At 69.6% G+C, this 21,844-nt stretch carries 22 protein-coding genes; 6 read left to right on the top strand and 16 right to left on the bottom strand.

Annotated elements, in window-relative coordinates; all coding sequences use genetic code 11:
* Positions 1 to 58 precede the first annotated feature (58 nt).
* The 4 genes from ACNJ7K_RS21640 to ACNJ7K_RS21625 all read right to left on the bottom strand — a co-directional run bounded on the left by ACNJ7K_RS21640 (position 59) and on the right by ACNJ7K_RS21625 (position 5,592).
* On the bottom strand, positions 59 to 2,344 hold the full coding sequence (locus tag ACNJ7K_RS21640) for a polyribonucleotide nucleotidyltransferase (protein WP_487042167.1): 2,286 nt from the start codon (positions 2,342 to 2,344) through the stop codon (positions 59 to 61).
* A gap of 324 nt (positions 2,345 to 2,668) precedes the next feature.
* Positions 2,669 to 2,938: a 30S ribosomal protein S15 gene (gene rpsO / locus ACNJ7K_RS21635; RefSeq protein ID WP_006551263.1), complete on the bottom strand. Its 270-nt coding sequence runs from the start codon at positions 2,936 to 2,938 to the stop codon at positions 2,669 to 2,671.
* A 139-nt stretch (positions 2,939 to 3,077) separates the two neighbouring features.
* Positions 3,078 to 4,394, bottom strand: a complete 1,317-nt coding sequence (locus ACNJ7K_RS21630) for a DUF1298 domain-containing protein (RefSeq protein ID WP_487042166.1) — start codon at positions 4,392 to 4,394, stop codon at positions 3,078 to 3,080.
* Positions 4,395 to 4,623: 229 nt separating this feature from the next.
* The gene (locus ACNJ7K_RS21625; protein ID WP_006551264.1) at positions 4,624 to 5,592 is read right to left on the bottom strand and encodes a bifunctional riboflavin kinase/FAD synthetase; all 969 of its coding nucleotides are present in this window, start codon (positions 5,590 to 5,592) and stop codon (positions 4,624 to 4,626) included.
* A 158-nt stretch (positions 5,593 to 5,750) separates the two neighbouring features.
* On the opposite strand from ACNJ7K_RS21625, the gene ACNJ7K_RS21620 reads away from it, so the two are divergent.
* The 4 genes from ACNJ7K_RS21620 to ACNJ7K_RS21605 are packed head-to-tail and all read left to right on the top strand — an operon-like array spanning position 5,751 to position 9,035.
* Positions 5,751 to 6,638 carry a metal ABC transporter substrate-binding protein gene (locus tag ACNJ7K_RS21620; protein WP_268655580.1) on the top strand — a complete coding sequence of 296 codons (888 nt, stop codon included), beginning with the start codon at positions 5,751 to 5,753 and terminating at the stop codon, positions 6,636 to 6,638.
* Positions 6,635 to 7,432, top strand: coding sequence for a metal ABC transporter ATP-binding protein (locus tag ACNJ7K_RS21615; RefSeq protein WP_120282295.1), 798 nt, complete (start codon positions 6,635 to 6,637; stop codon positions 7,430 to 7,432). Before ACNJ7K_RS21620 ends, ACNJ7K_RS21615 begins: the two co-directional genes overlap by 4 nt.
* The gene (locus ACNJ7K_RS21610; RefSeq protein ID WP_120282294.1) at positions 7,429 to 8,322 is read left to right on the top strand and encodes a metal ABC transporter permease; all 894 of its coding nucleotides are present in this window, start codon (positions 7,429 to 7,431) and stop codon (positions 8,320 to 8,322) included. The genes ACNJ7K_RS21615 and ACNJ7K_RS21610 overlap by 4 nt, the downstream gene beginning before the upstream one ends.
* A 20-nt stretch (positions 8,323 to 8,342) precedes the next feature.
* Complete coding sequence (locus ACNJ7K_RS21605) at positions 8,343 to 9,035, top strand: metal-dependent transcriptional regulator (RefSeq protein ID WP_120282293.1); 693 nt, start codon at positions 8,343 to 8,345, stop codon at positions 9,033 to 9,035.
* 6 nt (positions 9,036 to 9,041) lie between these two features.
* Here the strand turns inward: ACNJ7K_RS21605 and truB are convergent, their stop codons facing one another.
* The 11 genes from truB to rimP all read right to left on the bottom strand — a co-directional run bounded on the left by truB (position 9,042) and on the right by rimP (position 20,049).
* A complete protein-coding gene (truB, locus tag ACNJ7K_RS21600; RefSeq protein WP_120282292.1) occupies positions 9,042 to 9,965 on the bottom strand; it encodes a tRNA pseudouridine(55) synthase TruB in 924 nt (307 codons plus the stop codon).
* Positions 9,965 to 10,627: a 4'-phosphopantetheinyl transferase Npt gene (gene npt / locus ACNJ7K_RS21595; protein WP_487042287.1), complete on the bottom strand. Its 663-nt coding sequence runs from the start codon at positions 10,625 to 10,627 to the stop codon at positions 9,965 to 9,967. The genes truB and npt overlap by 1 nt, the downstream gene beginning before the upstream one ends.
* Positions 10,628 to 10,668: 41 nt before the next feature.
* Complete coding sequence (locus ACNJ7K_RS21590) at positions 10,669 to 11,607, bottom strand: metallophosphoesterase family protein (RefSeq protein WP_088898241.1); 939 nt, start codon at positions 11,605 to 11,607, stop codon at positions 10,669 to 10,671.
* Between the two features lie 3 nt (positions 11,608 to 11,610).
* A complete protein-coding gene (locus ACNJ7K_RS21585) occupies positions 11,611 to 12,927 on the bottom strand; it encodes an MATE family efflux transporter (protein ID WP_159419257.1) in 1,317 nt (438 codons plus the stop codon).
* Positions 12,928 to 13,025: 98 nt separating this feature from the next.
* Positions 13,026 to 14,033, bottom strand: a complete 1,008-nt coding sequence (locus tag ACNJ7K_RS21580; protein WP_487042165.1) for a DHH family phosphoesterase — start codon at positions 14,031 to 14,033, stop codon at positions 13,026 to 13,028.
* A 28-nt stretch (positions 14,034 to 14,061) separates the two neighbouring features.
* Positions 14,062 to 14,520: a 30S ribosome-binding factor RbfA gene (gene rbfA, locus ACNJ7K_RS21575; protein WP_016693580.1), complete on the bottom strand. Its 459-nt coding sequence runs from the start codon at positions 14,518 to 14,520 to the stop codon at positions 14,062 to 14,064.
* Between the two features lie 53 nt (positions 14,521 to 14,573).
* Complete coding sequence (locus ACNJ7K_RS21570) at positions 14,574 to 14,864, bottom strand: DUF503 domain-containing protein (RefSeq protein ID WP_006551275.1); 291 nt, start codon at positions 14,862 to 14,864, stop codon at positions 14,574 to 14,576.
* A 124-nt stretch (positions 14,865 to 14,988) separates the two neighbouring features.
* Entirely contained in the window at positions 14,989 to 17,868 is a 2,880-nt protein-coding gene (infB, locus tag ACNJ7K_RS21565; RefSeq protein WP_159418562.1) for a translation initiation factor IF-2, read from the bottom strand.
* A gap of 203 nt (positions 17,869 to 18,071) precedes the next feature.
* Positions 18,072 to 18,380 carry a YlxR family protein gene (locus tag ACNJ7K_RS21560; RefSeq protein WP_081314385.1) on the bottom strand — a complete coding sequence of 103 codons (309 nt, stop codon included), beginning with the start codon at positions 18,378 to 18,380 and terminating at the stop codon, positions 18,072 to 18,074.
* A gap of 44 nt (positions 18,381 to 18,424) precedes the next feature.
* On the bottom strand, positions 18,425 to 19,453 hold the full coding sequence (gene nusA / locus ACNJ7K_RS21555; protein WP_230787453.1) for a transcription termination factor NusA: 1,029 nt from the start codon (positions 19,451 to 19,453) through the stop codon (positions 18,425 to 18,427).
* The gene (gene rimP / locus ACNJ7K_RS21550; protein WP_487042164.1) at positions 19,450 to 20,049 is read right to left on the bottom strand and encodes a ribosome maturation factor RimP; all 600 of its coding nucleotides are present in this window, start codon (positions 20,047 to 20,049) and stop codon (positions 19,450 to 19,452) included. Before rimP ends, nusA begins: the two co-directional genes overlap by 4 nt.
* Positions 20,050 to 20,205: 156 nt before the next feature.
* Here rimP and ACNJ7K_RS21545 point away from each other — a divergent pair, with 156 nt between their 5' ends.
* Positions 20,206 to 20,697: a hypothetical protein gene (locus ACNJ7K_RS21545; protein ID WP_487042286.1), complete on the top strand. Its 492-nt coding sequence runs from the start codon at positions 20,206 to 20,208 to the stop codon at positions 20,695 to 20,697.
* Complete coding sequence (locus tag ACNJ7K_RS21540; protein WP_487042163.1) at positions 20,694 to 21,137, top strand: ferritin-like domain-containing protein; 444 nt, start codon at positions 20,694 to 20,696, stop codon at positions 21,135 to 21,137. Before ACNJ7K_RS21545 ends, ACNJ7K_RS21540 begins: the two co-directional genes overlap by 4 nt.
* 22 nt (positions 21,138 to 21,159) lie before the next feature.
* Here ACNJ7K_RS21540 and ACNJ7K_RS21535 read toward each other — a convergent pair whose 3' ends face one another.
* Complete coding sequence (locus tag ACNJ7K_RS21535) at positions 21,160 to 21,819, bottom strand: O-methyltransferase (RefSeq protein WP_487042162.1); 660 nt, start codon at positions 21,817 to 21,819, stop codon at positions 21,160 to 21,162.
* Positions 21,820 to 21,844: the final 25 nt, after the last annotated feature.

Here is a 21,844-nt window from a genome sequence, read left to right as displayed (position 1 = left end):
GGGCGCCACGGGTGCGGGGTTCACCCGCCCACCGGGAACCGGCAGGCGGGTGGGGTGATCAGGACTCGGCGTTCTCGCCGGTCGCAGCGGCCTCGGCCGACTCGTCCTCGACGGGGACGAGGCTGATCTTGCCGCGGTTGTCGATGTCGGCGATCTCGACGCGGATCTTCGAACCGACGTTCACGACGTCCTCGACCTTGGCGATGCGCTTGCCGTTGCCGAGCTTGCTGATGTGCACCAGGCCGTCGCGGCCGGGGAGCAGGGAGACGAACGCTCCGAACGCCGTGGTCTTGACCACGGTGCCGAGGAAGCGCTCGCCGACCTTCGGCAGCTGCGGGTTGGCGATGGCGTTGATCTTGTCGATCGCGGCCTGCGCGGACGGGCCGTCCGCTGCACCGACGTAGACGGTGCCGTCATCTTCGATGGAGATGTTGGCGCCGGTCTCCTCGGTGATCGAGTTGATCATCTTGCCCTTGGGGCCGATGACCTCACCGATCTTGTCCACCGGGACCTTGATGGTGGTGATACGCGGAGCGAACTCGCTCATCTCGTCGGGCGTGTCGATGGCCTCGGCCATGACTTCGAGGATCGTGGCGCGAGCATCGTGGGCCTGCGAGAGCGCACCGGCGAGGACCTGCGACGGGATACCGTCGAGCTTGGTGTCGAGCTGCAGGGCGGTCACGAAGTCCTTCGTGCCGGCGACCTTGAAGTCCATGTCGCCGAACGCGTCCTCCGCACCGAGGATGTCGGTGAGGGCGACGTAGCGGGTCTCGCGGGTGCCGTCCTCGAGTTCGACCTCGTCGGAGACCAGGCCCATGGCAATACCGGCGACCGGGGCCTTGAGCGGCACACCGGCGTTGAGCATCGACAGCGTCGAGGCGCAGACCGAACCCATGGACGTCGAGCCGTTGGAGCTCAGGGCCTCGGAGACCTGACGAATGGCGTAGGGAAACTCCTCCTGGCTCGGGAGCACCGGGATCAGGGCACGCTCGGCGAGCGCACCGTGACCGATCTCGCGACGCTTCGGGGAGCCCACACGACCGGTCTCACCGGTGGAGTACGGCGGGAAGTTGTAGTGGTGCATGTAGCGCTTGCTGGTCTCGGGACCGAGCGAGTCGACCTGCTGCGCCATCTTCACCATGTCGAGCGTGGTGACACCCATGATCTGGGTCTCGCCGCGCTCGAACAGCGCCGAACCGTGGGCGCGGGGAACGACCGCGACCTCGGCGGAGAGAGCACGGATGTCGGTGACACCGCGACCGTCGATGCGGAACTGGTCGCGCAGGATGCGCTGGCGCACGAGCTTCTTGGTCAGCGAGCGGAAGGCAGCGCCGATCTCCTTCTCGCGACCCTCGAAGTTCGGAGCGACCTGCTCGAGCACCTCGACCTTGATCTCGTCGGTGCGGTCGTCGCGCTCCTGCTTGCCGGCGATGGTGAGCGCCTCGGCGAGCTTCTCCGACGCAGCGGACTCGACCGCGGCGTAGACGTCGTCCTGGTAGGGCGGGAACAGCGGGAAATCGCCGGTGGGCTTCGCGGAGGCAGCGGCGAGCTGCTGCTGCGCGATGCACAGGCGGGCGATGAACGGCTTCGCTGCCTCGAGGCCCTCGGCCACGACGGTCTCGGTGGGCGCCTGGGCGCCACCGTCGACGAGGGCGATGACGTTCTCGGTCGCCTCGGCCTCGACCATCATGATCGCGACGTCGGCGGTGTCGGGGTTGTCTCCCCCACCGACGATGCGACCGGCGACGACCATGTCGAAGACGGCGTTCTCGAGCTGCTCGACGGTCGGGAACGCGACCCACTGGCCCGACTTGTTGTCGTCGGAGACGATGAGCGCGACACGCACGCCACCGACCGGGCCGGAGAACGGCAGGCCGGCGAGCTGGGTGGAGGCCGACGCGGCGTTGATCGCGACGACGTCGTAGAGGTCGTTCGGGTTCAGGCTCAGAACCGTGACGACGACCTGGATCTCGTTGCGCAGACCGTCGACGAAGGACGGGCGCAGCGGCCGGTCGATCAGACGGCAGGTCAGGATCGCGTCGGTGGAGGGGCGTCCCTCGCGACGGAAGAACGAGCCCGGGATGCGACCCGCGGCGTACATGCGCTCCTCGACGTCCACCGTCAGCGGGAAGAAGTCGAACTGGTCCTTGGGCTGCTTCGAGGCGCTGGTGGCCGAGAGCAGCATGGTCTCGTCGTCGAGATAGGCGACGACCGAACCGGCGGCCTGGCGTGCGAGGCGGCCGGTCTCGAAACGGATGGTGCGGGTGCCGTAGGCACCGTTGTCGAGCGTCGCGGTGGTCTCGTAGACCCCTTCGTCGATCTCGACTGCGGTAGTGCTTGTCATCTGTATGTCTTCTCTTCCCTCTTCGTCTTCGCCGTACCCGCGCGGGCGCCGCGACCCCCGTGGCCACGGCTGCGCACCGACTCACGGAGGCGGTCGTCGATCGAAACCCTCCGGCGGATTCGGGATACGACACCCGACGGGACCGGAAGGTCACTACCGAGGACCGACACCGTCGGTGCATACGGATCATCGCCGCTGGAGGCGATGGAAGTCGCCGGCCGAACCGGCACAAACACCGACAGCCAACGAGGCCCAGTGTAGTGGGTACCCCGTCGGCTGCCGGAAAAGATCAGCGAATGCAGATCAGGTCGTGTCGTGTCCGCGTCAGCGACGCAGACCCAGACGCTGGATGAGCGAGCGGTAACGCTCGACGTCGACCTTCTCGACGTACTTCAGCAGGCGGCGACGACGACCGACCAGCAGCAGCAGGCCGCGGCGGGAGTGGTGGTCGTGCTTGTGCTGCTTGAGGTGCTCGGTGAGGTCCACGATGCGCTTGGTGAGCAGTGCCACCTGCGCCTCGGGGGAACCGGTGTCGGTCTCGTGGAGGCCGTACTCGCCGAGGATCTGCTTCTTCTGTTCGGTGGTCAGAGCCACTGGGTCACTCCTGTACAACTGACGTCCGCGTGACGGTAGACGGACCGGAGTCCGCCCGGTACGGCCACCGCGAACCGCAGCGCGCACCGACGGTCCAGCCTATCAGAGCCGGCTTCCGCCGCCGAACCACGATCGGGGTTCAACGCCGGCCGGCACCCGCGCGGCCCACCGCGGCCGACACCTCGGCGAAACCCTGATCGAGCAGCTCGACGTACCGGTCGATGTCGCGGTTGGGACGGTTGTCGTCCCGTGCCGGGGCCAGGACGGTGACCGCGAACGCATCCCCCGCCCGCGCGAAGGTGTGCATGAAGTCGACACGCGGCACGAGGGCCTGCACACCGGCAATGAACTTCAGGTGCCCCCACGGCACCGACCACCGTACGTCCGCACCGCAGTTGACGCTGCTGAGCGCCGTCGCGACGCCGGGGACCGCTCCGGACGCGAGCGCGCGCGCCAGCGCGCGGGAGACACGCCGGAAGACCGGATAGGGCGCGGCGCCCGTGCGGTGCATCGCGTCGATGCTCTCCGCCGAGTCGACGCGGGCCCGTTCACGCGCGAGGGAGTCGGCAATCGTCGCCGCGCGCTGCGCAGGCTCGGGGATCTCGACGTGCAGGGGCACCAGACCGCCCGCGACGCGATTCACCCCGAGCCCGGCCGCCGACTCGCCGAGCGCCACGGGCACCGCCGCGTACTCCGAGGGCAGATCCTCCCCGCGCTCGCGGTAATAGCGCTCCATCGCGAGCGACACCGCCGTCAGCCCGAGGGCGGTCACCGTCCACGATCGTCCGGCCAGCGCCGACAGGTCGGGCCGCAGGATGCGGATGACCCGGCGGTTCGTCTGCACGACGGGAGTCCTGTCCGGGGCGGGATCCGCGCTTACCGTTCCGGGCAGCGGATCCTGACGGCGACGACGCGCCTCCAGATGTGCCCGCACGAGCCCGCCGAGCGCGACGACCGGCCAGATCGCGAGACGGGCGATGCCGTGCGTCGTGGCCGCGACGGGATGGGTCGTGCCGGCGGGCGGCGCGAGACCGTCGACCTCCAGCGGCCGGCCCTCCTCACCGAACAGGGCTTCGAGGAGCCCCCGGGCGGAGGAACCGACGAGCATGGCATGGCTCGCCTGGATCGCGGCGACGGTGACGGTCGCGCCGGGCTCGTCCGGATCGGGGACGCCCGGGAAGACGTGCACCTGCCACGGGCACCGGGCGGCGTCGACGCCGTCGGCGGACAGTCGCGCCACCGACCCGAGCCAGTCCTCGAAGGTGGAACTGCGCGCGTCGTGGACGGTGACCACGTCGTCGACGGCGAGGTCGGCCTTCACCCAGTAGGGATAGTCCAGTGAGCCCGGCGCGTCGGCGATCCGACGTGCCAGAGCGCTGACCAGGTGCATCCGGGAGTCGAAGAACGACAGAATCGACCCGCGGTCCGGGGTGTGTCCCCGGTCCTCCGAGAACACGGCGAACGACCACCAATCGGTGGGCCGTCCCGGGATCGACTGAAAGTAGTTACCCGCATCGACCCACGAAAGGCGCGCGGACCTCCACTCTCGAAAAAACATGTAGCCGATTGTGACGGCGGACAAGACCTTTTTCGTACCGAACTCGCAGTTTCGTTCGTTCGGACGACACCGGACGGTCGACGGACACCCACGTCACTGGGGAGTCGGTGTCACTGGGGAGTCGGTGTCACTGGGGAGTCTTCGTGAGAACCTCTCGCGCTCGTTCGGCGTCGCGGTGCATCGCGGAGATGAGCGCCTCGACCGAATCGAACTTCTCCATGCCCCGCAGCCGCTCGACGAAGTCGACCGCCACGTGCTGGCCGTAGAGATCGGCCTTCTCGTCGAGGACGAACGCCTCGACCGTGCGCTTGCGTCCGGAGAAGGTCGGATTGGTGCCCACCGACACGGCCGCAAGGTAACGTTGACCGGCCGTGAGTCCCTCGACGGGCGAACCGGAGTCGAGCACCGTGAACCAGGCCGCGTACACCCCGTCGGCGGGGATCGCCGCGTAGATCGGCGGTGCGACGTTGGCGGTCGGGAATCCGAGTCCGCGACCGCGGCCGTCGCCGTGCACGACCACGCCCTCGACCCGGTGCGGGCGCCCGAGTGCGTCCGCGGCCGCGACGACATCCCCGGCGTCGACGCACGAACGGATGTAGGTCGACGAGAACGTCACGGCGTGCTCGGCGACCAGCGTGAGCCCCTGCACCGCGAACCCGAAGCGCTCACCGATCGAGCGCAACATGTCGACGGTGCCGGCCGCCTTCTTCCCGAAGGTGAAGTTCTCCCCCACGACCACCTCGGCCACGTGCAGTCGCTCGACGAGGATCTCGTGGGCGTACCGCTCCGGTGAGAGCTTCATGAACTCCGGGGTGAACGGCATGACGCAGAAGACGTCGATACCGAGTTCCTCGGCGAGCTCGGCGCGTCGCGCGAGGGTGGTCAGCTGCGCCGGGTGGCTGCCCGGACGGACCACTTCCATGGGGTGGGGATCGAAGGTCATGAGCACGGCGGCCACCCCGCGTGCCCGCGCGGCCTCGACGGCACGCGCTATGAGCTGCTGATGGCCGCGGTGTACACCGTCGAACACGCCGATCGTGAGTACACACCGACCCCAGTCCGCAGGAATTTCGTCCAGACCTCGCCATCTCTGCACATCGGCAGCCTACGGCCCGTGAGCGGGTCGGGCACGCCCGGATGGCTCCCGGCGCGCCCCACATGACGGTGACGGCTCGGCGAATGCATAATTTCGGTGTGCCGAACTTTTCGCCGAGAGCCCGCAGAACACAGTCCGTACGTTCCCGTGGCGGTCGCATGATCGCCGCCCTCGCGGCCACGGCCTGTGCCGCCGCCCTCGCGGCGTGTTCGACCACCGGTTCCGCCGACGATCGGCCACTGGTCCTGACCACCTTCACCGTCCTTGCCGACATGGCACGCAACGTCGGCGGCGATCACGTGCGGGTCGAGTCCATCACCAAGCCCGGCGCCGAGGTCCACGGCTACGAGCCCACCCCGGGCGACCTGCGGTTCGCGACCGAGGCCGACCTCGTCCTCGACAACGGACTCGGTCTCGAACGGTGGTTCGAACAGTTCGTCGCCGACGTCGACGCCCAGCACGTGGTCGTGAGCGACGGTGTGGACCCACTGCCGATCGGTGAGGGCGCGATGACGGGCCCCTACAATCCCCACGCCTGGATGTCCCCACTCGCCGCCCGCGTCTACGTCGACAACATCGCCGCGGCACTGGCCGACCTCGCCCCCGAGCACGCGGACGACTTCGCGGCCCGCGCCGAGGCGTACAAGGCCGAACTCGACGCTCTCCACACCGAACTCGTCACCGCCCTCGACGGCATCCCTGCCAACCGGCGCGCACTCGTCACCTGTGAGGGCGCGTTCAGCTATCTCGCTCGGGATGCCGGGCTGCAGGAGGCCTATCTGTGGCCGGTGAACTCCGACCAGCAGGGCACCCCCCAGCAGATCGCCCGGACCGTCGACTTCGTGCGCACCAACGAGGTGCCGGCGGTGTTCTGTGAATCGACCGTCTCGGACAAGGCGCAACGGCAGGTCGCGGCCGATACCGGAACGGAGTTCGGCGGAATCCTCTACGTCGACTCGCTCTCCGAGGCGGACGGCCCCGTCCCCACCTACCTCGATCTGCTCCGACACGACATCGACGTCATCACGACGGGACTGAGGCCATGACTTCGACACTCGACACACCGGCACTGTTCGTCGACGACGTGACGGTGCGCTACGACACCGTCCTGGCCCTGCAGAACGTCACTCTGAAGCTCGCACCGGGCCGTGTCTGCGGACTCGTGGGAACCAACGGTTCGGGCAAGTCGACGCTGTTCAAGACGATCATGGGCCTCGTGCGACCCACCTCGGGTCGCGTCACCATCGGCGGGACGACCACCGCCGTGGCGCGTCGCCGGACGCAGGTCGCCTACGTGCCGCAGTCCGAGGCAGTCGACTGGAACTTCCCGATCGGCGTGCGCGACGTCGTCATGACGGGCCGCTACGGCCACCAGGGCTTCCTGCGCCGCCCGCGCGCCGCCGACCACGAGGCCGTCGACGCCGCGCTCGACCGGGTCGGCATGACCGCGCTGTCCGGCCGGCAGATCGGGCAGCTCTCGGGCGGCCAGCGCAAGCGTGTCTTCGTGGCACGGGCGATCGCGCAGGGCTCGCCATTGCTGCTGCTCGACGAGCCGTTCGCGGGGGTCGACACCACCACCGAGCACGCGCTGACCGCCGTCATCCGCGAACTGGCGGCGAGCGGTCACACGATCCTCGTCGCCACCCACGATCTCGCGGGTCTGGCGCAACTGTGCGACGAAGCGGTGCTGCTGCAGCGACGCGTGCTCGTGCACGGCTCCCCCGAGGAGATCCTCCTCCCGGAGAACCTCGCCCGCGCCTTCGGCGCTCCCCCACCGGCGAACGGTGGACGAGCCGAGGACGTCGCGCGGGAGACCTACGCACAGGAGGCCGGACGATGATCGACGTGCTGATCGAACCCCTGCAGTACGGCTTCATGCAGCGCGCGCTGCTCGTCGCGGTCGCCGCGACGATCGTGTGCGCGCTGCTCAGCTGCTGGCTCGTGCTCATCGGCTGGTCGCTGATGGGCGACGCGGTCTCGCACGCCGTACTGCCCGGTGTCGTCCTCGCCTATTTGGTGGGGGTGCCGTTCGCGCTCGGAGCCCTCGTCTTCGCCGGCATCGCCGTCGCGTTGATCTGGCTCGTCCGCGGCACGAGCCGCGTCAAGGAGGACGCCACCATCGGCATCGTCTTCACGACACTGTTCGCCTTGGGCGTGGTGCTGATCTCGAAGAACCCGAGCCAGATCGACCTGCACCACGTGCTGTTCGGAAACCTGCTCGGGCTCGCGACGGGCGACGTCTGGCAGGTGTCGATTCTGGCGGCCGTCGTGCTGGCCGTCCTCGTCGCGAAGCGCCGCGATCTGACGCTGTTCGCCTTCGACCGCGTCCAGGCGCACACCCTCGGCCTGTCCCCCGCCGCGCTGTCGGCGCTGCTGTTGTCGCTGCTCGCGGTGACGATCGTCAGCGCGCTGCAGGCGGTCGGCGTGATCCTGGTCGTCGCGATGCTCATCATCCCGGGCGCGACGGCCTATCTGCTCACCGACCGGATGGCCCGGATGCTGGTGATCGCACCGGTACTCGCGGTGATCGCGTCGGTGGTCGGTGTGTACACGAGCTATTACACCGACGCCGCGACCGGCGGGGTGGTGGTGCTCGCCCAGGCCGTGGTCTTCACTCTCGCGTACCTGTTCGCGCCGCGTCAGGGTGTCGTCACCCGGCTCGTGATGCGTCGCCGCGCGCCGGAGGGCGAAAGAACGAGCGAGACGACGGAGAGCGTGATTCCCGGGTGATGGTTACCTAAGCTGGACGCGTGCCTGAGAGTAACGAGACCACCGCGACCGAGATGCTGTCCTCGGTCGCACAGGACTATCTCAAGATCATGTGGACGGTCCAGGAGTGGTCCGGGGAGAAGATCTCCACCAAGCTGCTCGCCGAGAAGCTGGGCGTGTCGGCGTCCACCGTGTCCGAAGCGGTGCGCCGTCTCGCGGACCAGGGGCTCGTCGACCACGAGCGCTACGGCGCGATCTCCCTCACCGACGAGGGCCGGCAGGCCGCGGTGGCGATGGTCCGGCGCCACCGCCTCATCGAGACCTTCCTGGTCCGCGAGCTCGGCTACGGGTGGGACGAGGTGCACGACGAGGCCGAGATCCTCGAGCACGCCGTCTCCGAACGGATGGTCGCGGCGATCGACACCAAACTCGGTCATCCCGAACGCGACCCGCACGGCGACCCGATCCCGGCGCCCGACGGCACGATCCCGTCACCTCCGGCCCGCGCCCTGAGCGAGTTCAACGACGGCGACCACGGCCGCGTGGCCCGCATCTCCGACTCCGACCCCGCGATGCTGCGCTACTTCGACGAGGTGGGGATCGCCCTCGACACCGACATCACCGTGCTCGAACGTCGCGACTTCGCCGGAACCATCTCGGTCCGGCTGGGCCCGACCGAGGGCCGCACGATCGATCTCGGTCACCCGGCAGCGGAAGCGATCTGGCTCGTCTGAGCCGACTCACATGTTGGAGGGCCGCACGACGAACACCGCCGCGGCCCGCTTGCCCTTCTCCTGCAGCAGCGCCGCGGCCCGACCCTGTGCATCCACGGCACCGTAGACCCCGTGGATCCCGACGGGCTCGAGCCAGCGGCCGTTCGCGAGCAGTCCCGCCTCCTCGTCGCTGATGGTGCGGCACTCGAAGGCCGTGCGCACGGCCGCGTCGATGTCGAGGCTCGGCGTCGGATCGTCGGCGAGTTGTTCGAGCGTGCGGGCGTGCTCGAGGCCGAACGGGCCGACCTTCGTGCGACGCAGCGCCGTGAGATGACCGCCCACTCCGAGCGCCGCGCCGAGATCGCGTGCGAGCGCCCGGATGTAGGTGCCGGACGAGCAGTCCACGTCGACGTCGACGTCCACGAAGCCGCTCTCGGGCACATCGCGGCGGGCGAGGACGTCGAACCGCGAGACGGTGACCGGCCGGGCCTTCAACTCGACCGCCTCCCCCTCGCGCATGCGAGCATAGGCGCGCTTGCCGTCGATCTTGATGGCGCTGACGCTGGCGGGCACCTGCTGGATGTCGCCTGTCAACGCGGCCACGCCTTCGCCGATCTGCTCGTCGGTCACGTGCGTCGCATCGGTGGTCGCGACGGTCTCGCCCTCCGCGTCGTCGGTGACGGTGCTCTGCCCGAGACGGATCGTCGCGGTGTACGACTTGGTCGTCAGTGCGAGCAGCCCGAGCAGCTTCGTAGCGCGCTCGACGCCGAGAACGAGCACACCCGTCGCCATGGGGTCGAGGGTGCCCGCGTGCCCGACCTTGCGGGTGCCGAGCAGTCGGCGGCAGCGCGCCACCACGTCGTGGCTCGTCATGCCGGCGGGCTTGTCGACGACGAGCAGGCCCGCGCGGGCGAGTGCCGGATGTTCCTGCGGGGGTACGGTGTCGTTCATCAGCGCACCGTGATCGCGGTGAGGACGAGACCGTCGGCGACGAGCCACCGTCCGTCGAAGCCCGTCAACGGCTGTCCGTCGAGGGTGTCACCGGGGACGAGCAGTCGCGAATGGAAGGTGCCGGTGACCGCGTCCGAGGTGGTGTCGCGCGCGAAGGTGATGTGGGCGTCCTCGAAGCCCAGCCACCTCTTCGTCAGCGGGAACCACGCCTTGTAGGTGGCCTCCTTGGCGCAGAACAGCAGACGGTCCCAGTGCAGGTCGTCGCCGGCCGAGGCGAGCCACTCGCGTTCGGGTTCGAGGCTCACCGCGGGCAGCACCCCGTCGGGGAGCACGTCGTGCGGTTCGGCGTCGATGCCGAGCGAACGGATCTGCAGCGAATAACCCAGCACCGCACCGCGATAGCCGTCACAGTGGGTGAGGCTGCCGACGACGCCGCGCGGCCAGACGGGATCACCCTTCTCTCCGCGCAGTACCGGCGCGGGGTCGACGCCGAGGGTGCGCATGGCCTGGCGGGCGCAGTGACGGGCACCGGCGAACTCGCGGCGCCGCTTCTCCACGGCCCGCGCCACGAGCGGCTCCTCCTGGGGATGCGGCCGCAGTCCCGGTGGGTCCTCGAACAACTCGGCTGCAGCGACGCCGTCCGGCACGATGCGCCCGATCAGCGCGCCGCGCGTGTCCGTCTTCTGGCCGGTGTCCGGTTCGGTCACCGCAACTCCTTCTCTCGTTGAGCCCGCATCTTCTCGGCCTCGGCTTCCATCTCGGGGGTCACGGTGAAGTGACCGCCCCACTTGTTCAGGCTGCCCGGCGGATACTCCGGGACGGGGAGGATCTGCCGCAGGGGCTGCTCCGGCATGCCGCGTCGCTGCCATTCGCGCGGGTAGCCGACCGAGACCTCCTCGAAGCGCACCCCGTCGTAGTAGGTGGTCCGCGGGATGTGCAGGTGGCCGTAGACGCTGCACAGCGCCCGGTAGCGCAGGTGCCAGTCGGCCGTCTCGGTGGTGCCGCACCACAGCGCGAACTCGGGGTAGAACAGCATCCGCGTGGGTTCGCGCACCAGCGGGAAGTGGTTGATCAGCACGGTGGGCAGCGCGGGATCGAGCGCGTCGAGACGGGCTCGGGTCTGCTCCACACGTACCCGGCACCAGGTGTCGCGCGTGATGTACGGATCCGGCTTCAGCAGGAACTCATCGGTCGCGACGACGTTGCGTTCGCGCGCGAGAGCGAGACCGTCCGCCTTCGTCGTGGTGCCCTCCGGCAGGAACGAGTAGTCGTAGAGCAGGAACATCGGCACGAGCACCACGGGCCCGTCCTCGCCCTCCCAGATCGGATACGGATCCTCGGGGGTGAGCACGTCGAGTTCGCGGCACATCGTCACGAGGTAGTCGTAGCGCGCGACCCCGAACATCTGCACCGGATCCTTGGCGGTGGTCCACAGTTCGTGGTTGCCGGGCACCCAGATCACCTTCGCGAACCGGCTGCGGAGCAGCGACAGCGCCCACCGGATGTCGTCGGTCTTCTCCGACACGTCGCCCGCGACGATCAACCAGTCGTCGGGCGACTCGGGATACAGATCCTCGGTGACCGGCCGGTTGCCCCGATGGCCCACATGGATGTCGCTGATCGCCCACAGCTTCGCTGCCACGCACTAACCTCCCGACTCGTCCTGGACACGCACCTGCCGGTCCGCGCCCGTCACCGCCCATCGTCCCGAGAGCGTGCGCCATACGACGGCGATCATCCGGAACACGATGAACACCGTAAGCCCCGTCCAGATACCCGCCAGACCCCAGTCGTACGCGAGCGACAACCAGATCAACGGCAGAAAGCCGAACAACGCCGAGGCCAGCGTCGCGGTCCGCAGGAACGCCGCGTCCCCGGCACCGAGGAGAACACCGTCGAGTGCGAACACGATTCCTGCGAGCGGCATGATCGCGACGAAGAACCACCACGCCACGCCGATCTGATCGAGCACCTCGGTGTCGGTGGTGAACAGACCCGGGATCACGTCCTTCCCGACCACGAAGACCACCGCGAGGACGACGGCGAAGACCGCCGACCAGGCCGACAACCGCCACGCCAGGCGCGTCGCGCCCCGCCGATCGGCCGCACCGAGCGCTGCGCCGACGAGGGCCTGCGCGGCGATCGCCAGCGAGTCCAGGGTGAGGGTCACGAAGTTCCACAGTTGCAGCACGACCTGATGACCGGCCACCGCGGCCGCACCGAAGCGCGACGCCACCGCCGCCGCGGACAGGAAACAGGCCTGGAACGCGAGGCTGCGGGCGATCAGATCGCGTCCGAGCCGCAACTGCGCCCCGATCACGGCCGGTCGAGGCCGAAGCGGAACCCCGGACCGCAGCAGCGCCACGACGAACAGGACGGCCGTCACGGACTGCCCGATCACGTTGGCGACGGCGGAACCGACCAGCTCCCACCGGGGAGCACCCAGCAGACCGTGGACCAGAACCGGGCACAGCACTGCCGACAGGGCGAGACCGACAATGACGAATCGCAGCGGCCGGATCGTGTCCTGGACGCCGCGCATCCAGCCGTTCCCGGCCAGGCCGACGAGGATCAAGGGTGCCCCGAACAGCGCGACCCGCAGCCACGAGACGGCGGCGTCGGCGATCTCGGCATCGCCGGCGAGCAGCCGCGCGACGGGACCGGCCAGTGCCTGGCCGACGAGCAGGATCGCCAGTCCGACGATCATCGCGAGCCAGGTCGCCTGCACGCCCTCGCCGACGGCGTCGTCGTGCCGGTCCGCGCCGTGGAAACGCGCCGCGCGCGCGGTGGTGCCGTACGACAGGAAGGTGAGCTGGGTGCTCACCTGCGCGAGGATCAACCCTCCGATCGCGAGACCGGCCAGGGGCAGCGCCCCGAGCCGGCCGACGACAGCGATGTCGAACAGCAGGTAGAGCGGTTCCGCCGCGAGCACCCCGAGGGCGGGAAGGGCGAGCCCGAGGATCCGCCGTCCGGTGACGTCCGAGGCACGTGAGCCGCCGGGCGTCTCGGAGGCGCGTGAGCCGCCGGGCGTATCGGAGGCGGGCGACCCGCCGGACGCAGTCAACCGAGCACGCCGCGTAGGGCGGCGACTATCCGATCGGTGTCGCCGTGGGCGGTGTATCCCGCCGCCAGGCGGTGTCCTCCGCCGCCGAGTGCGGTGGCGACGGCGGACACGTCCACCGAGGTCTTCGCGCGCAGCGAGACGGTCCACTCCTCGGGAGCGACCTCCTTGAACACCGCGGCGACCTCGGCCTCGGCGGTGGTGCGCACGATGTCGATGACGCTCTCGACCTCCTCCGGACCGAGATGCGCGGAGTCGGCGCGCCGGACGAAGGCGTAGACCAGTCCCCTGCCCTGCGCAGCGTCGCGTTCGAGCGTGGCGGTCGCCAGCACCGACGACAGCATCGGCAACCATCCGAAGGGATGGGTGTCGAGCAGGGCCCGCGTGATCGACGTGCCGTCGATCCCGGTGGCGAGCAGTCGCTCGGCGAGTCCGTGGGCCTGCGGGCGACCCCACCGGAACGATCCGGTGTCGGTCACCAGTCCCGCGTACAGGCAGTGCGCGAGTGCGGCATCGATCTCGACACCCCACACGTCGAAGAGGTCGGCGAGCACCATCGCGGTGGCCTCGGACTCCGGGTCGACGAGGTTGTGGGTGCCGAACCGCGTGTTGGACAGATGGTGGTCGATCACCAGGACGTTCGGTGCGGTCTTCAGACGGTCGCGCAGGACACCGAGACGGCCCGCGGTACCGCAGTCGACGGTCACCACGAGATCGGCCTCGCGGCGCACCTCCGCGACCGGCGTGACCAGGTGGGCGCCCGGCAGCGACCGCATCGATTCCGGCATGTCCGCGGGCGAACCGAACGCGACCTGCACGGCGACACCGCGTCGCTCGAGCGCGAGCCCTAGGGCGAGCCCGCTGCCGAGGGTGTCGGCGTCGGGGTTGATGTGGCACAGCACCGTCACGGTGGCCGCCGCGTCGAGCAGTGCGGCGGCACCGTGCAGGTCGACGGATCCTGCCGGGCCGGACGGAACGCCGGCATCGTGGCGGTGTGACGGGACCATCGGAGGAGTCTGGTCGGGCACCGGTGCGTTATTCGTCGTCGTCACCGGCGTCGCGCTCACGGGGTTCCTTGTAGGGATCGGCATCGCCGGCCGGAACGGCACCCTCACGGGCGCGTGCGACCTCGTCGTCGGCCGCGCGAGCACGCGCGAGGAGTTCCTCCATGTGTCGTGCCGTGTCGGGCACGGTGTCGGTGACGAACGTCAGCGTCGGGGTGAACCGCACACCGGTGCCGGCGCCCACCTTCGAGCGGAGCACGCCCTTGGCCTTCTCGAGGCCGGCAGCAGCGGCCTCGTGATCGGGTTCGGTGTTCAGATCCGCGCCGCGGACCGTGTAGTAGACGGTGGCGTCGTGCAGATCCGCGGTGACCTTCGCGTCGGTGATCGTCACGAACTCGAGCCGCGGATCCTTGATCTCGAGGTCGATGGCGGTGGCCACGATGGTGGCGATGCGCTTCGCGAGTCGGCGGGCCCGTGCTGGATCGGCCATGTCGTTCGTTCCCTTCTGTGGCCGCCGGCAGGCGGCCCGTCGTGCGGCCGGGATCAGTCCTCGGGCCCGTACAGCCTGCGTCTGACCGACAGCAGGTCGAGTTCGGGCCGCTGGGCGACCAGCCGCTCACACTTGTCCAGTATCTCTCCGACGTGCGCGAGGTCGGGGGCGACGACCGCCACACCCACCTGCGCCCGGCGGTACAGATCGTGTTCCCCGGTTTCGGCGGCGGACACCCCGAGCCGGCGCAATTCTGCGACCACCGGACGGATCGCCGATCTCTTCTGTTTGAGCGAATGCACGTCGCCGAGCAGCAGGTCGAGTTCGAGTGCTCCCAGATACATCCGCTTCTCCCCTCGAGGACAGTCCGGTCGGCCGCCCGGTCGGCTCCGTGCCGGCAGGGTCGGGCGTCCCGACACACCCGTGGCGGCGAACGACGAATCGTTCACCGCCACGGGTGCGGGTGGATCAGTCGCGCGGCTTCTCGCGCAACTCGTACGCCTCGATCACGTCGCCGACCTTGATGTCGGAGTAGGTGATCGTCAAACCGCACTCGAAGCCCTCGCGGACCTCGGTGACGTCGTCCTTCTCGCGGCGCAGCGACGAGATGGTGACCGTCTCGGCCACGACGTTGCTGTCGCGGATGAGGCGGGCCTTCGCGTTGCGCTTGACGATGCCGGACTGCACGAGGCAACCCGCGATGTTGCCGACCTTCGACGACTTGAAGATCGCGCGGATCTCGGCGCGGCCGAGCTCGACCTCCTCGTAGATCGGCTTGAGCATGCCCTTGAGGGCCTTCTCCACCTCGTCGATCGCCTGGTAGATGACCGAGTAGTAGCGGATGTCGACGCCCTCGCGGTTCGCGAGCTCCGTGGCCTTGCCCTCGGCGCGGACGTTGAAGCCGATGATCACGGCGTTCGACGCGGCAGCGAGGTTGACGTTGGTCTCGGTGACGCCACCGACACCGCGGTCGATGACACGCAGACGCACCTCGTCGTCGATCTCGATACCCATGAGCGCCTCTTCGAGGGCCTCGACGGTACCCGAGTTGTCGCCCTTGAGGATGAGGTTGAGCTCGTTGTGCTCCTTGAGAGCGGCATCGAGGTCCTCGAGGCTGATGCGCTTGCGGCTGCGTGCTGCGAGCGCGTTGCGCTTGCGGGCATTACGCCGGTCGGCGATCTGACGCGCGATGCGGTCCTCTTCGACGACGACCAGGTTGTCGCCGGCGCCGGGCACCGACGTGAAGCCGACGACCTGGACCGGACGCGACGGCAGTGCCTCGAGCACGTCCTCGCCGTGCTCGTCGACCATGCGACGCACGCGGCCGTAGGCGTCGCCGGCGACGATCGAGTCGCCGACGCGCAGGGTGCCGCGCTGGATGAGCACCGTGGCCACCGGACCGCGACCGCGGTCGAGGTGCGCCTCGATGGCGACGCCCTGCGCCTCCATGTCCGGGTTGGCCCGCAGATCGAGCGCTGCGTCGGCGGTGAGCAGCACCGCTTCCAGCAGCTGGTCGATGTTGAGGTTCTGCTTCGCGGAGATGTCGACGAACATGGTGTCGCCGCCGTACTCCTCCGCGACCAGCCCGTACTCGGTGAGCTGCTGACGGATCTTCTGAGGGTTCGCACCCTCCTTGTCGATCTTGTTCACCGCGACCACGATCGGGACATCGGCGGCCTGCGCGTGGTTGATCGCCTCCACCGTCTGCGGCATGACGCCGTCGTCGGCTGCGACCACGAGGATCGCGATGTCCGTCGACTTCGCGCCGCGGGCACGCATGGCGGTGAACGCCTCATGACCCGGGGTGTCGATGAAGGTGATCAGGCGATCTTCACCGTTGAGGTGCGTCATCACCTGGTAGGCACCGATGTGCTGGGTGATGCCACCGGCCTCGCCCTCGCCGACGTTCTCCTTGCGGATCGTGTCGAGCAGGCGGGTCTTGCCGTGGTCGACGTGACCCATGACGGTGACCACCGGCGGACGCTGACGGAGGTCTTCCTCGCCGCCCTCGTCCTCGCCGTACTGGATGTCGAACGACTCGAGCAGCTCGCGGTCCTCGTCCTCAGGCGAGACGACCTGCACGACGTAGTTCATCTCCGAGCCGAGCAGCTCGAGGATGTCGTCGTTCACCGACTGAGTGGCCGTGACCATCTCACCGAGGTTGAACAGCGCCTGCACCAGGGCCGACGGGTTCGCGTCGATCTTCTCGGCGAAGTCGGACAGCGATGCGCCGCGAGCGAGACGGATGGTCTCGCCGTTGCCACGCGGCAACCGCACGCCGCCGACCGACGGCGCCTGCATCGAATCGTATTCCTGCCGCTTCTGCCGCTTCGACTTGCGACCACGACGCGGAGCGCCACCGGGACGACCGAACGCGCCGGCTGCACCGCCGCGACCGCGTCCACCGCCGCCGCCACCGGGGCGACCGCGGAAACCACCGGGAGCGCCTGCACCTGCGGGTGCGCCACCACCGGCGCCGCCACCGCGGTAACCGCCGCCGCCGCCACCGGGACGTCCACCGGGAGCTCCGCCCGGACGACCCGGACGACCGGATGCGGCCGGACGCGCAGCACGCTGCGGCATCGCACCGGGGTTGGGACGCGGGGGCATCGAACCCGGGGACGGACGGGGTCCGCCCTGACCGGGCGCCGGGCGGGGACCGCCCTGACCCGGCGCCGGACGCGGACCGGCCTGGCCGGGTCCGGGACGCGGGCCACCGGGGCCTGCTGCGGGACGTCCCTGTCCGGGCGTGGGGCGGGGGCCGCCCTGGCCGGGAGTCGGACGCGGTCCGCCCGGGCCGGGGCGCGGGGCACCCGGACGCGGAGCGGGACGCTCGGCCGGAGCCGAGGAGTACGGGTTGTTACCGACGCGCGGGGTCTTCGGACCCGGACGCGGACCGGCCGGCTTGGGGCCGGGCTTGGCCGCGGGGGCCTGCGGCGTCGCGCCGGGAGCCTGAGCAGCCGGGGCCTGCGGAGCCGCCTGGGCAGCAGGGGCGTGCGGCGCGGGAGCCGCGGGCTTCTCCGGTGCCGGAGCGGGCTTGGGAGCGGCCGGCTTCGGTGCGCCGGGCTTCGGACGTGCGGTCTCGGCCGCGGGGGCCGGGCTCGCAGGGGTGGGCCGGGGACCCGGCCGGGGAGCACCGGGCTTCGGTGCGGGGGTGGGTGCAGCCTTCGCGGCTGCATCGCCTTCGGTCTTACCGAACGATTCGCGCAGTCGACGCGCGACCGGCGGTTCGACGGTCGACGACGCGGACTTGACGAACTCGCCCTGTTCCTTCAGGCGTGCGAGTAGTTCCTTGCTGGTGACACCGAGTTCTTTCGCCAACTCGTGCACGCGGGCCTTGCCTGCCACTGCTCTCCTCACTGATGAGGTCGAGCGGCCGACTGCCCGCACGACCTCGGGTTATCTCCGATGGACGTTCATCGCTGGTGCTTCACGGTGTGCTCATGAGTGTTCGTGCCTGTTCTTCTCAGAGTGCGATGTCACTGTTGGTGTTCCTCGTCGTCGTTCCCACGTCCGTCTACCCGGCCGAAGCCGATTCGATGCGTCCGTGATCACTGTTCCGTGGACCCGACCAGCTGATCCAGCGCTGTGGTGTCCGGTTGTCCGGTCACGCGCAGTGCCCTGCCGAATGCTCGACGCCGAACCGCCAGGCCCAGACATTCCGAAGTGGGATGCAACCAAGCACCTCGCCCGGGAAGCCTGCGTCGGGGATCGGGAATCACGGCGAAACCTGACGGTTCCTTCTCGCGCGCCACCACCCGGAGCAGTTCGGCAGCCAGCGTTCGCTGCCGACATCCGACACAGGTCCGCACCGTAGTGGCGCGTTCCCCGCCGGTCGAGGACAGGTCATGCTGAACCATCGACCACTGTACCGCTGATTTGCCCGGAATCCCGCATCCCACTCCTACGCGCCTGTCGAGCCGCCGCGTGAATCGTCGTTCCCGGCCGGTGCCGCGTCGCTGCGGATGTCGATCCGCCAGCCGGTCAGCCGGGCCGCGAGCCGGGCGTTCTGCCCTTCCTTGCCGATCGCGAGGGACAACTGGAAGTCGGGAACGACCACCCGGGCGGCACGCGCGTCGGGGTCGACGACCGTGACCGAAACCACCTTCGACGGCGAGAGTGCGTTGCCCACGAACTTGGCGGGGTCCTCGTCGTAGTCGATGATGTCGATCTTCTCCTCGCCCAGCTCGCGCATGACGTTGCGCACCCGCTGCCCCATCGGGCCGATGCACGCACCCTTCGCGTTGAGGCCCGGGACGGTCGAGTGCACGGCGATCTTCGATCGGTGCCCGGCCTCGCGGGCGACGGCGACGATCTCCACCGACTCGTCGGCGATCTCGGGGACCTCGAGGGCGAACAGCTTGCGCACGAGGTTGGGGTGCGTCCGCGAGAGGGTGATCTGGGGGCCGCGCTGTCCGCGGGAGACGCCCACGACGTAGCACTTGATGCGGTCGCCGTGCTCGTAGGTCTCCCCCGGCACCTGCTCTGCCGGCGGGATCAGTCCCTCGGCGTTGTTGGTCTCGCCACCGATCTTCACGACGACCATGCCGCGGGCGTTGGCACGCGAGTCGCGCTGCACGACACCGCTGACGATCTCGCCCTCGTGGGTCGCGAACTCGCCGAAGCGCTGCTCGTGCTCGGCGTCGCGGATGCGCTGCATGATGACCTGACGCGCGGTGGTCGCCGCGATCCGGCCGAAGTCCTCGGGAGTGTCGTCCCACTCGGCGATCAGGTTGCCGTCGGCGTCGCGTTCCTCGGCGAGGACCTGGATGGCGCCGGTCTTCGTGTCGACCACGACCCGCGCGTGCGGCTGATGTCCGTCGACGTGCCGGTACGCCGTGAGCAGGGCCGTCTCGAGCGTCGCGATCAGCTCGTCGAACGGGATGTTCTTCTCCGCCTCGAGCATGCGCAGGGCGGCGATCTCGATATTCACTTGTCCACCTTCGTTTCGTTCGTCTCGTCGTGGTCGTCGCTGCCGGTCTCGTCGTCGGGTCCTTCGGCCAGCTCTCCGGCCGCGACCCGGCCGTCCGGAACCCCGCCCGCCAGCTCGAGTTCCCTCGGCGGCGGCGGGGAGAACTCCACCTCCACCACCGCTCTGCGCACCGCCGAGAGAGGGACCGAACGCACGACCGGCCCGGACCGATCGGGCAGGACGAGCCTGATCTCGTCGCCGACGAGCTCGCCGATGCGGGCGACGAGGATCTCGTCGGCCAGTTCCACCTTCGCCTTGCGACCCTGGGCGCGCCGCCAGTGGCGGGACTCGGTCAGGGGCCGGCCGATCCCGGGGCTGGTGACCTCGAGGACGTAGGGCGACTCACCGAAGTCCGAGACCCCGTCGAAGGCCTCGGAGACGATCCTGCTCAGGCGGGCCGCCTCGTCGAGACCGAGACCTGCGTCGCTGTCGACGAGGAGGCGCACCGTACTGTGCTTTCCGGCGGCCGTGACCACCACGTCCTCGAGGTCGTATCCCTCTCTGGCGAGCAGATCGGAGACGAGCTCGACGATCCTCTCCGGGGGCGGCACAGGCATGGCGGGCGGGCTCCTCGTTCAGTTGTGGTCGCAGCGGGCAGCGGGCCGGAACGGATGCGTACCGGCAGACATCAAGCCTAACCCGCGTTTCGTGCTGCCGTGACCAGGGCGGCGTCCTTCGTCGGACGACGGGACTGGCAGGATGGTCCGGTGCCGATGCCACTCGACCGTCCCACCGTCTCCCGACGAACCCTCCTGCGATGGTCGTCGGTCGCTGTCGGTGGGTTCGGAATCACGACGATCACCGCGTGCGGCGCATCCGACGAGGATGCCGCCGAACCGGATCCGCTGGCGAGCCAGGCGACCCGCGCCCGCACCGACGCCGCGACGGCCACCGCGGTGGTCGCGCGGGCGCCGGAGCTGTCCGCGGCGCTCACCACGATCGCGGCCGAGCGGACCTCCCACGCCGACGCTCTCGAGGCCGAGATCGCCCGCATGGAGGGTGCCACCACGAGTTTCACTCCCCCGTCGACCACGGTGACCACCCCCACCGGTGAGCTGCCGACCGTCGAGGAACTCCGTGAGCGGTTGAACCGGTCGCAGCGCGAAGCCGCCGACCTCGCACGCACGCTCTCGGGTTACCGCGCGGGTCTTCTCGCCTCGATCAGCGCGTCCTGCGCCGTGCAGACGACGGTGATGTTGCCGTGAGCTCACCCGAACTCGGTTCCGAACAGCAGGCCCTCGTCGACGCCCTCGAGGCCGAACACGCGGCGGTGTTCGGATACGGCGTGATCGCGGCCTTCGCGGATCCCACCCGCGCGGACGCTGTGGCAGAGGACACCGCCGCGCACCGCGCACGCCGTGATGCGACGGTCGAGGCGTTGCGCGCCGCGAGTGTCGAGCCGCCGGTCGCGGCACCCGGTTACACCGTGCCGTTCCCGGTGATCGACGCCGCGTCCGCCGCGCAGCTCGCCGAGCAGATCGAGAGCGACACCGCGGTCGCGTGGCGATCGGTCGTGGAGCGTGCTCGCAGCGAGGCCACCCGGGCCACGGCCGTGGGTGCACTCACCGAGGCGGCCCTGCGGGCGGCGCGGTGGCGGCAGAGCCGCGGAGTCGTGCCGTCGGTGGCCTTCCCCGGTCAACCCTGAGCCGGTCGGGCCGAAGCACGGGTCAGCCGGTCACGACGGCGAGCGCGAAGCCGTCCCAGCCCTTCGATCCGACGGTCTGCAACGCCGTTGCGTCGAGCCGTGGTTCCTGGGCGAGCAGTTCGAGCACGTCCCGTGAGGCGCGGACCCGTTCGTCGTCGCTGTCCTGATCGACGATGGCCCCGGCCCGCACCACGTTGTCGACGACGATGACGGTGCCGGGTCGCGACAACCCGAGCGCCGCGCGCACGTAGTTGCTGTTGTTCTCCTTGTCGGCGTCGATGAACACCAGGTCGAAGGGATCCTCGTCGACCAGGCCCGGCAGCGAGTCCAGGGCGGGGCCGACCCGGATGTCCACGCGGTCACCGACGCCGGCGCGGTCGAGATTGGCGCGGGCCACCTCGGCGTGCCTCGGCTCGTATTCGAGGGTGACCACCCGGCCGGACTCCCCCACGGCCCGGGCGAGCCAGATGGTCGAGTACCCGCCGAGGGTGCCGATCTCCAGGACCCGGCGCGCACCCCGGATCCGTGCGAGCAGGTGCAGGAACTTGCCCTGCGGCGCGGAGACGTCGATGGGCGGCAGTTCCGCTGCGGCGTTCGCCTCCAGCGCCGAGCTCAGCGCAGGGTCGTCGCCGATCAGCACGTCGGTGAGGTAGTTGTCGGTCGCACTCCAGTTGTCGGCCATGCACCTCATTGTGTCCCGGGGTGGG

Source organism: Rhodococcus shunpengi (assembly GCF_048381395.1).
Taxonomy (GTDB): Bacteria; Actinomycetota; Actinomycetes; order Mycobacteriales; family Mycobacteriaceae; genus Rhodococcus.
This window is presented reverse-complemented; position numbering and strand designations above follow the sequence as displayed.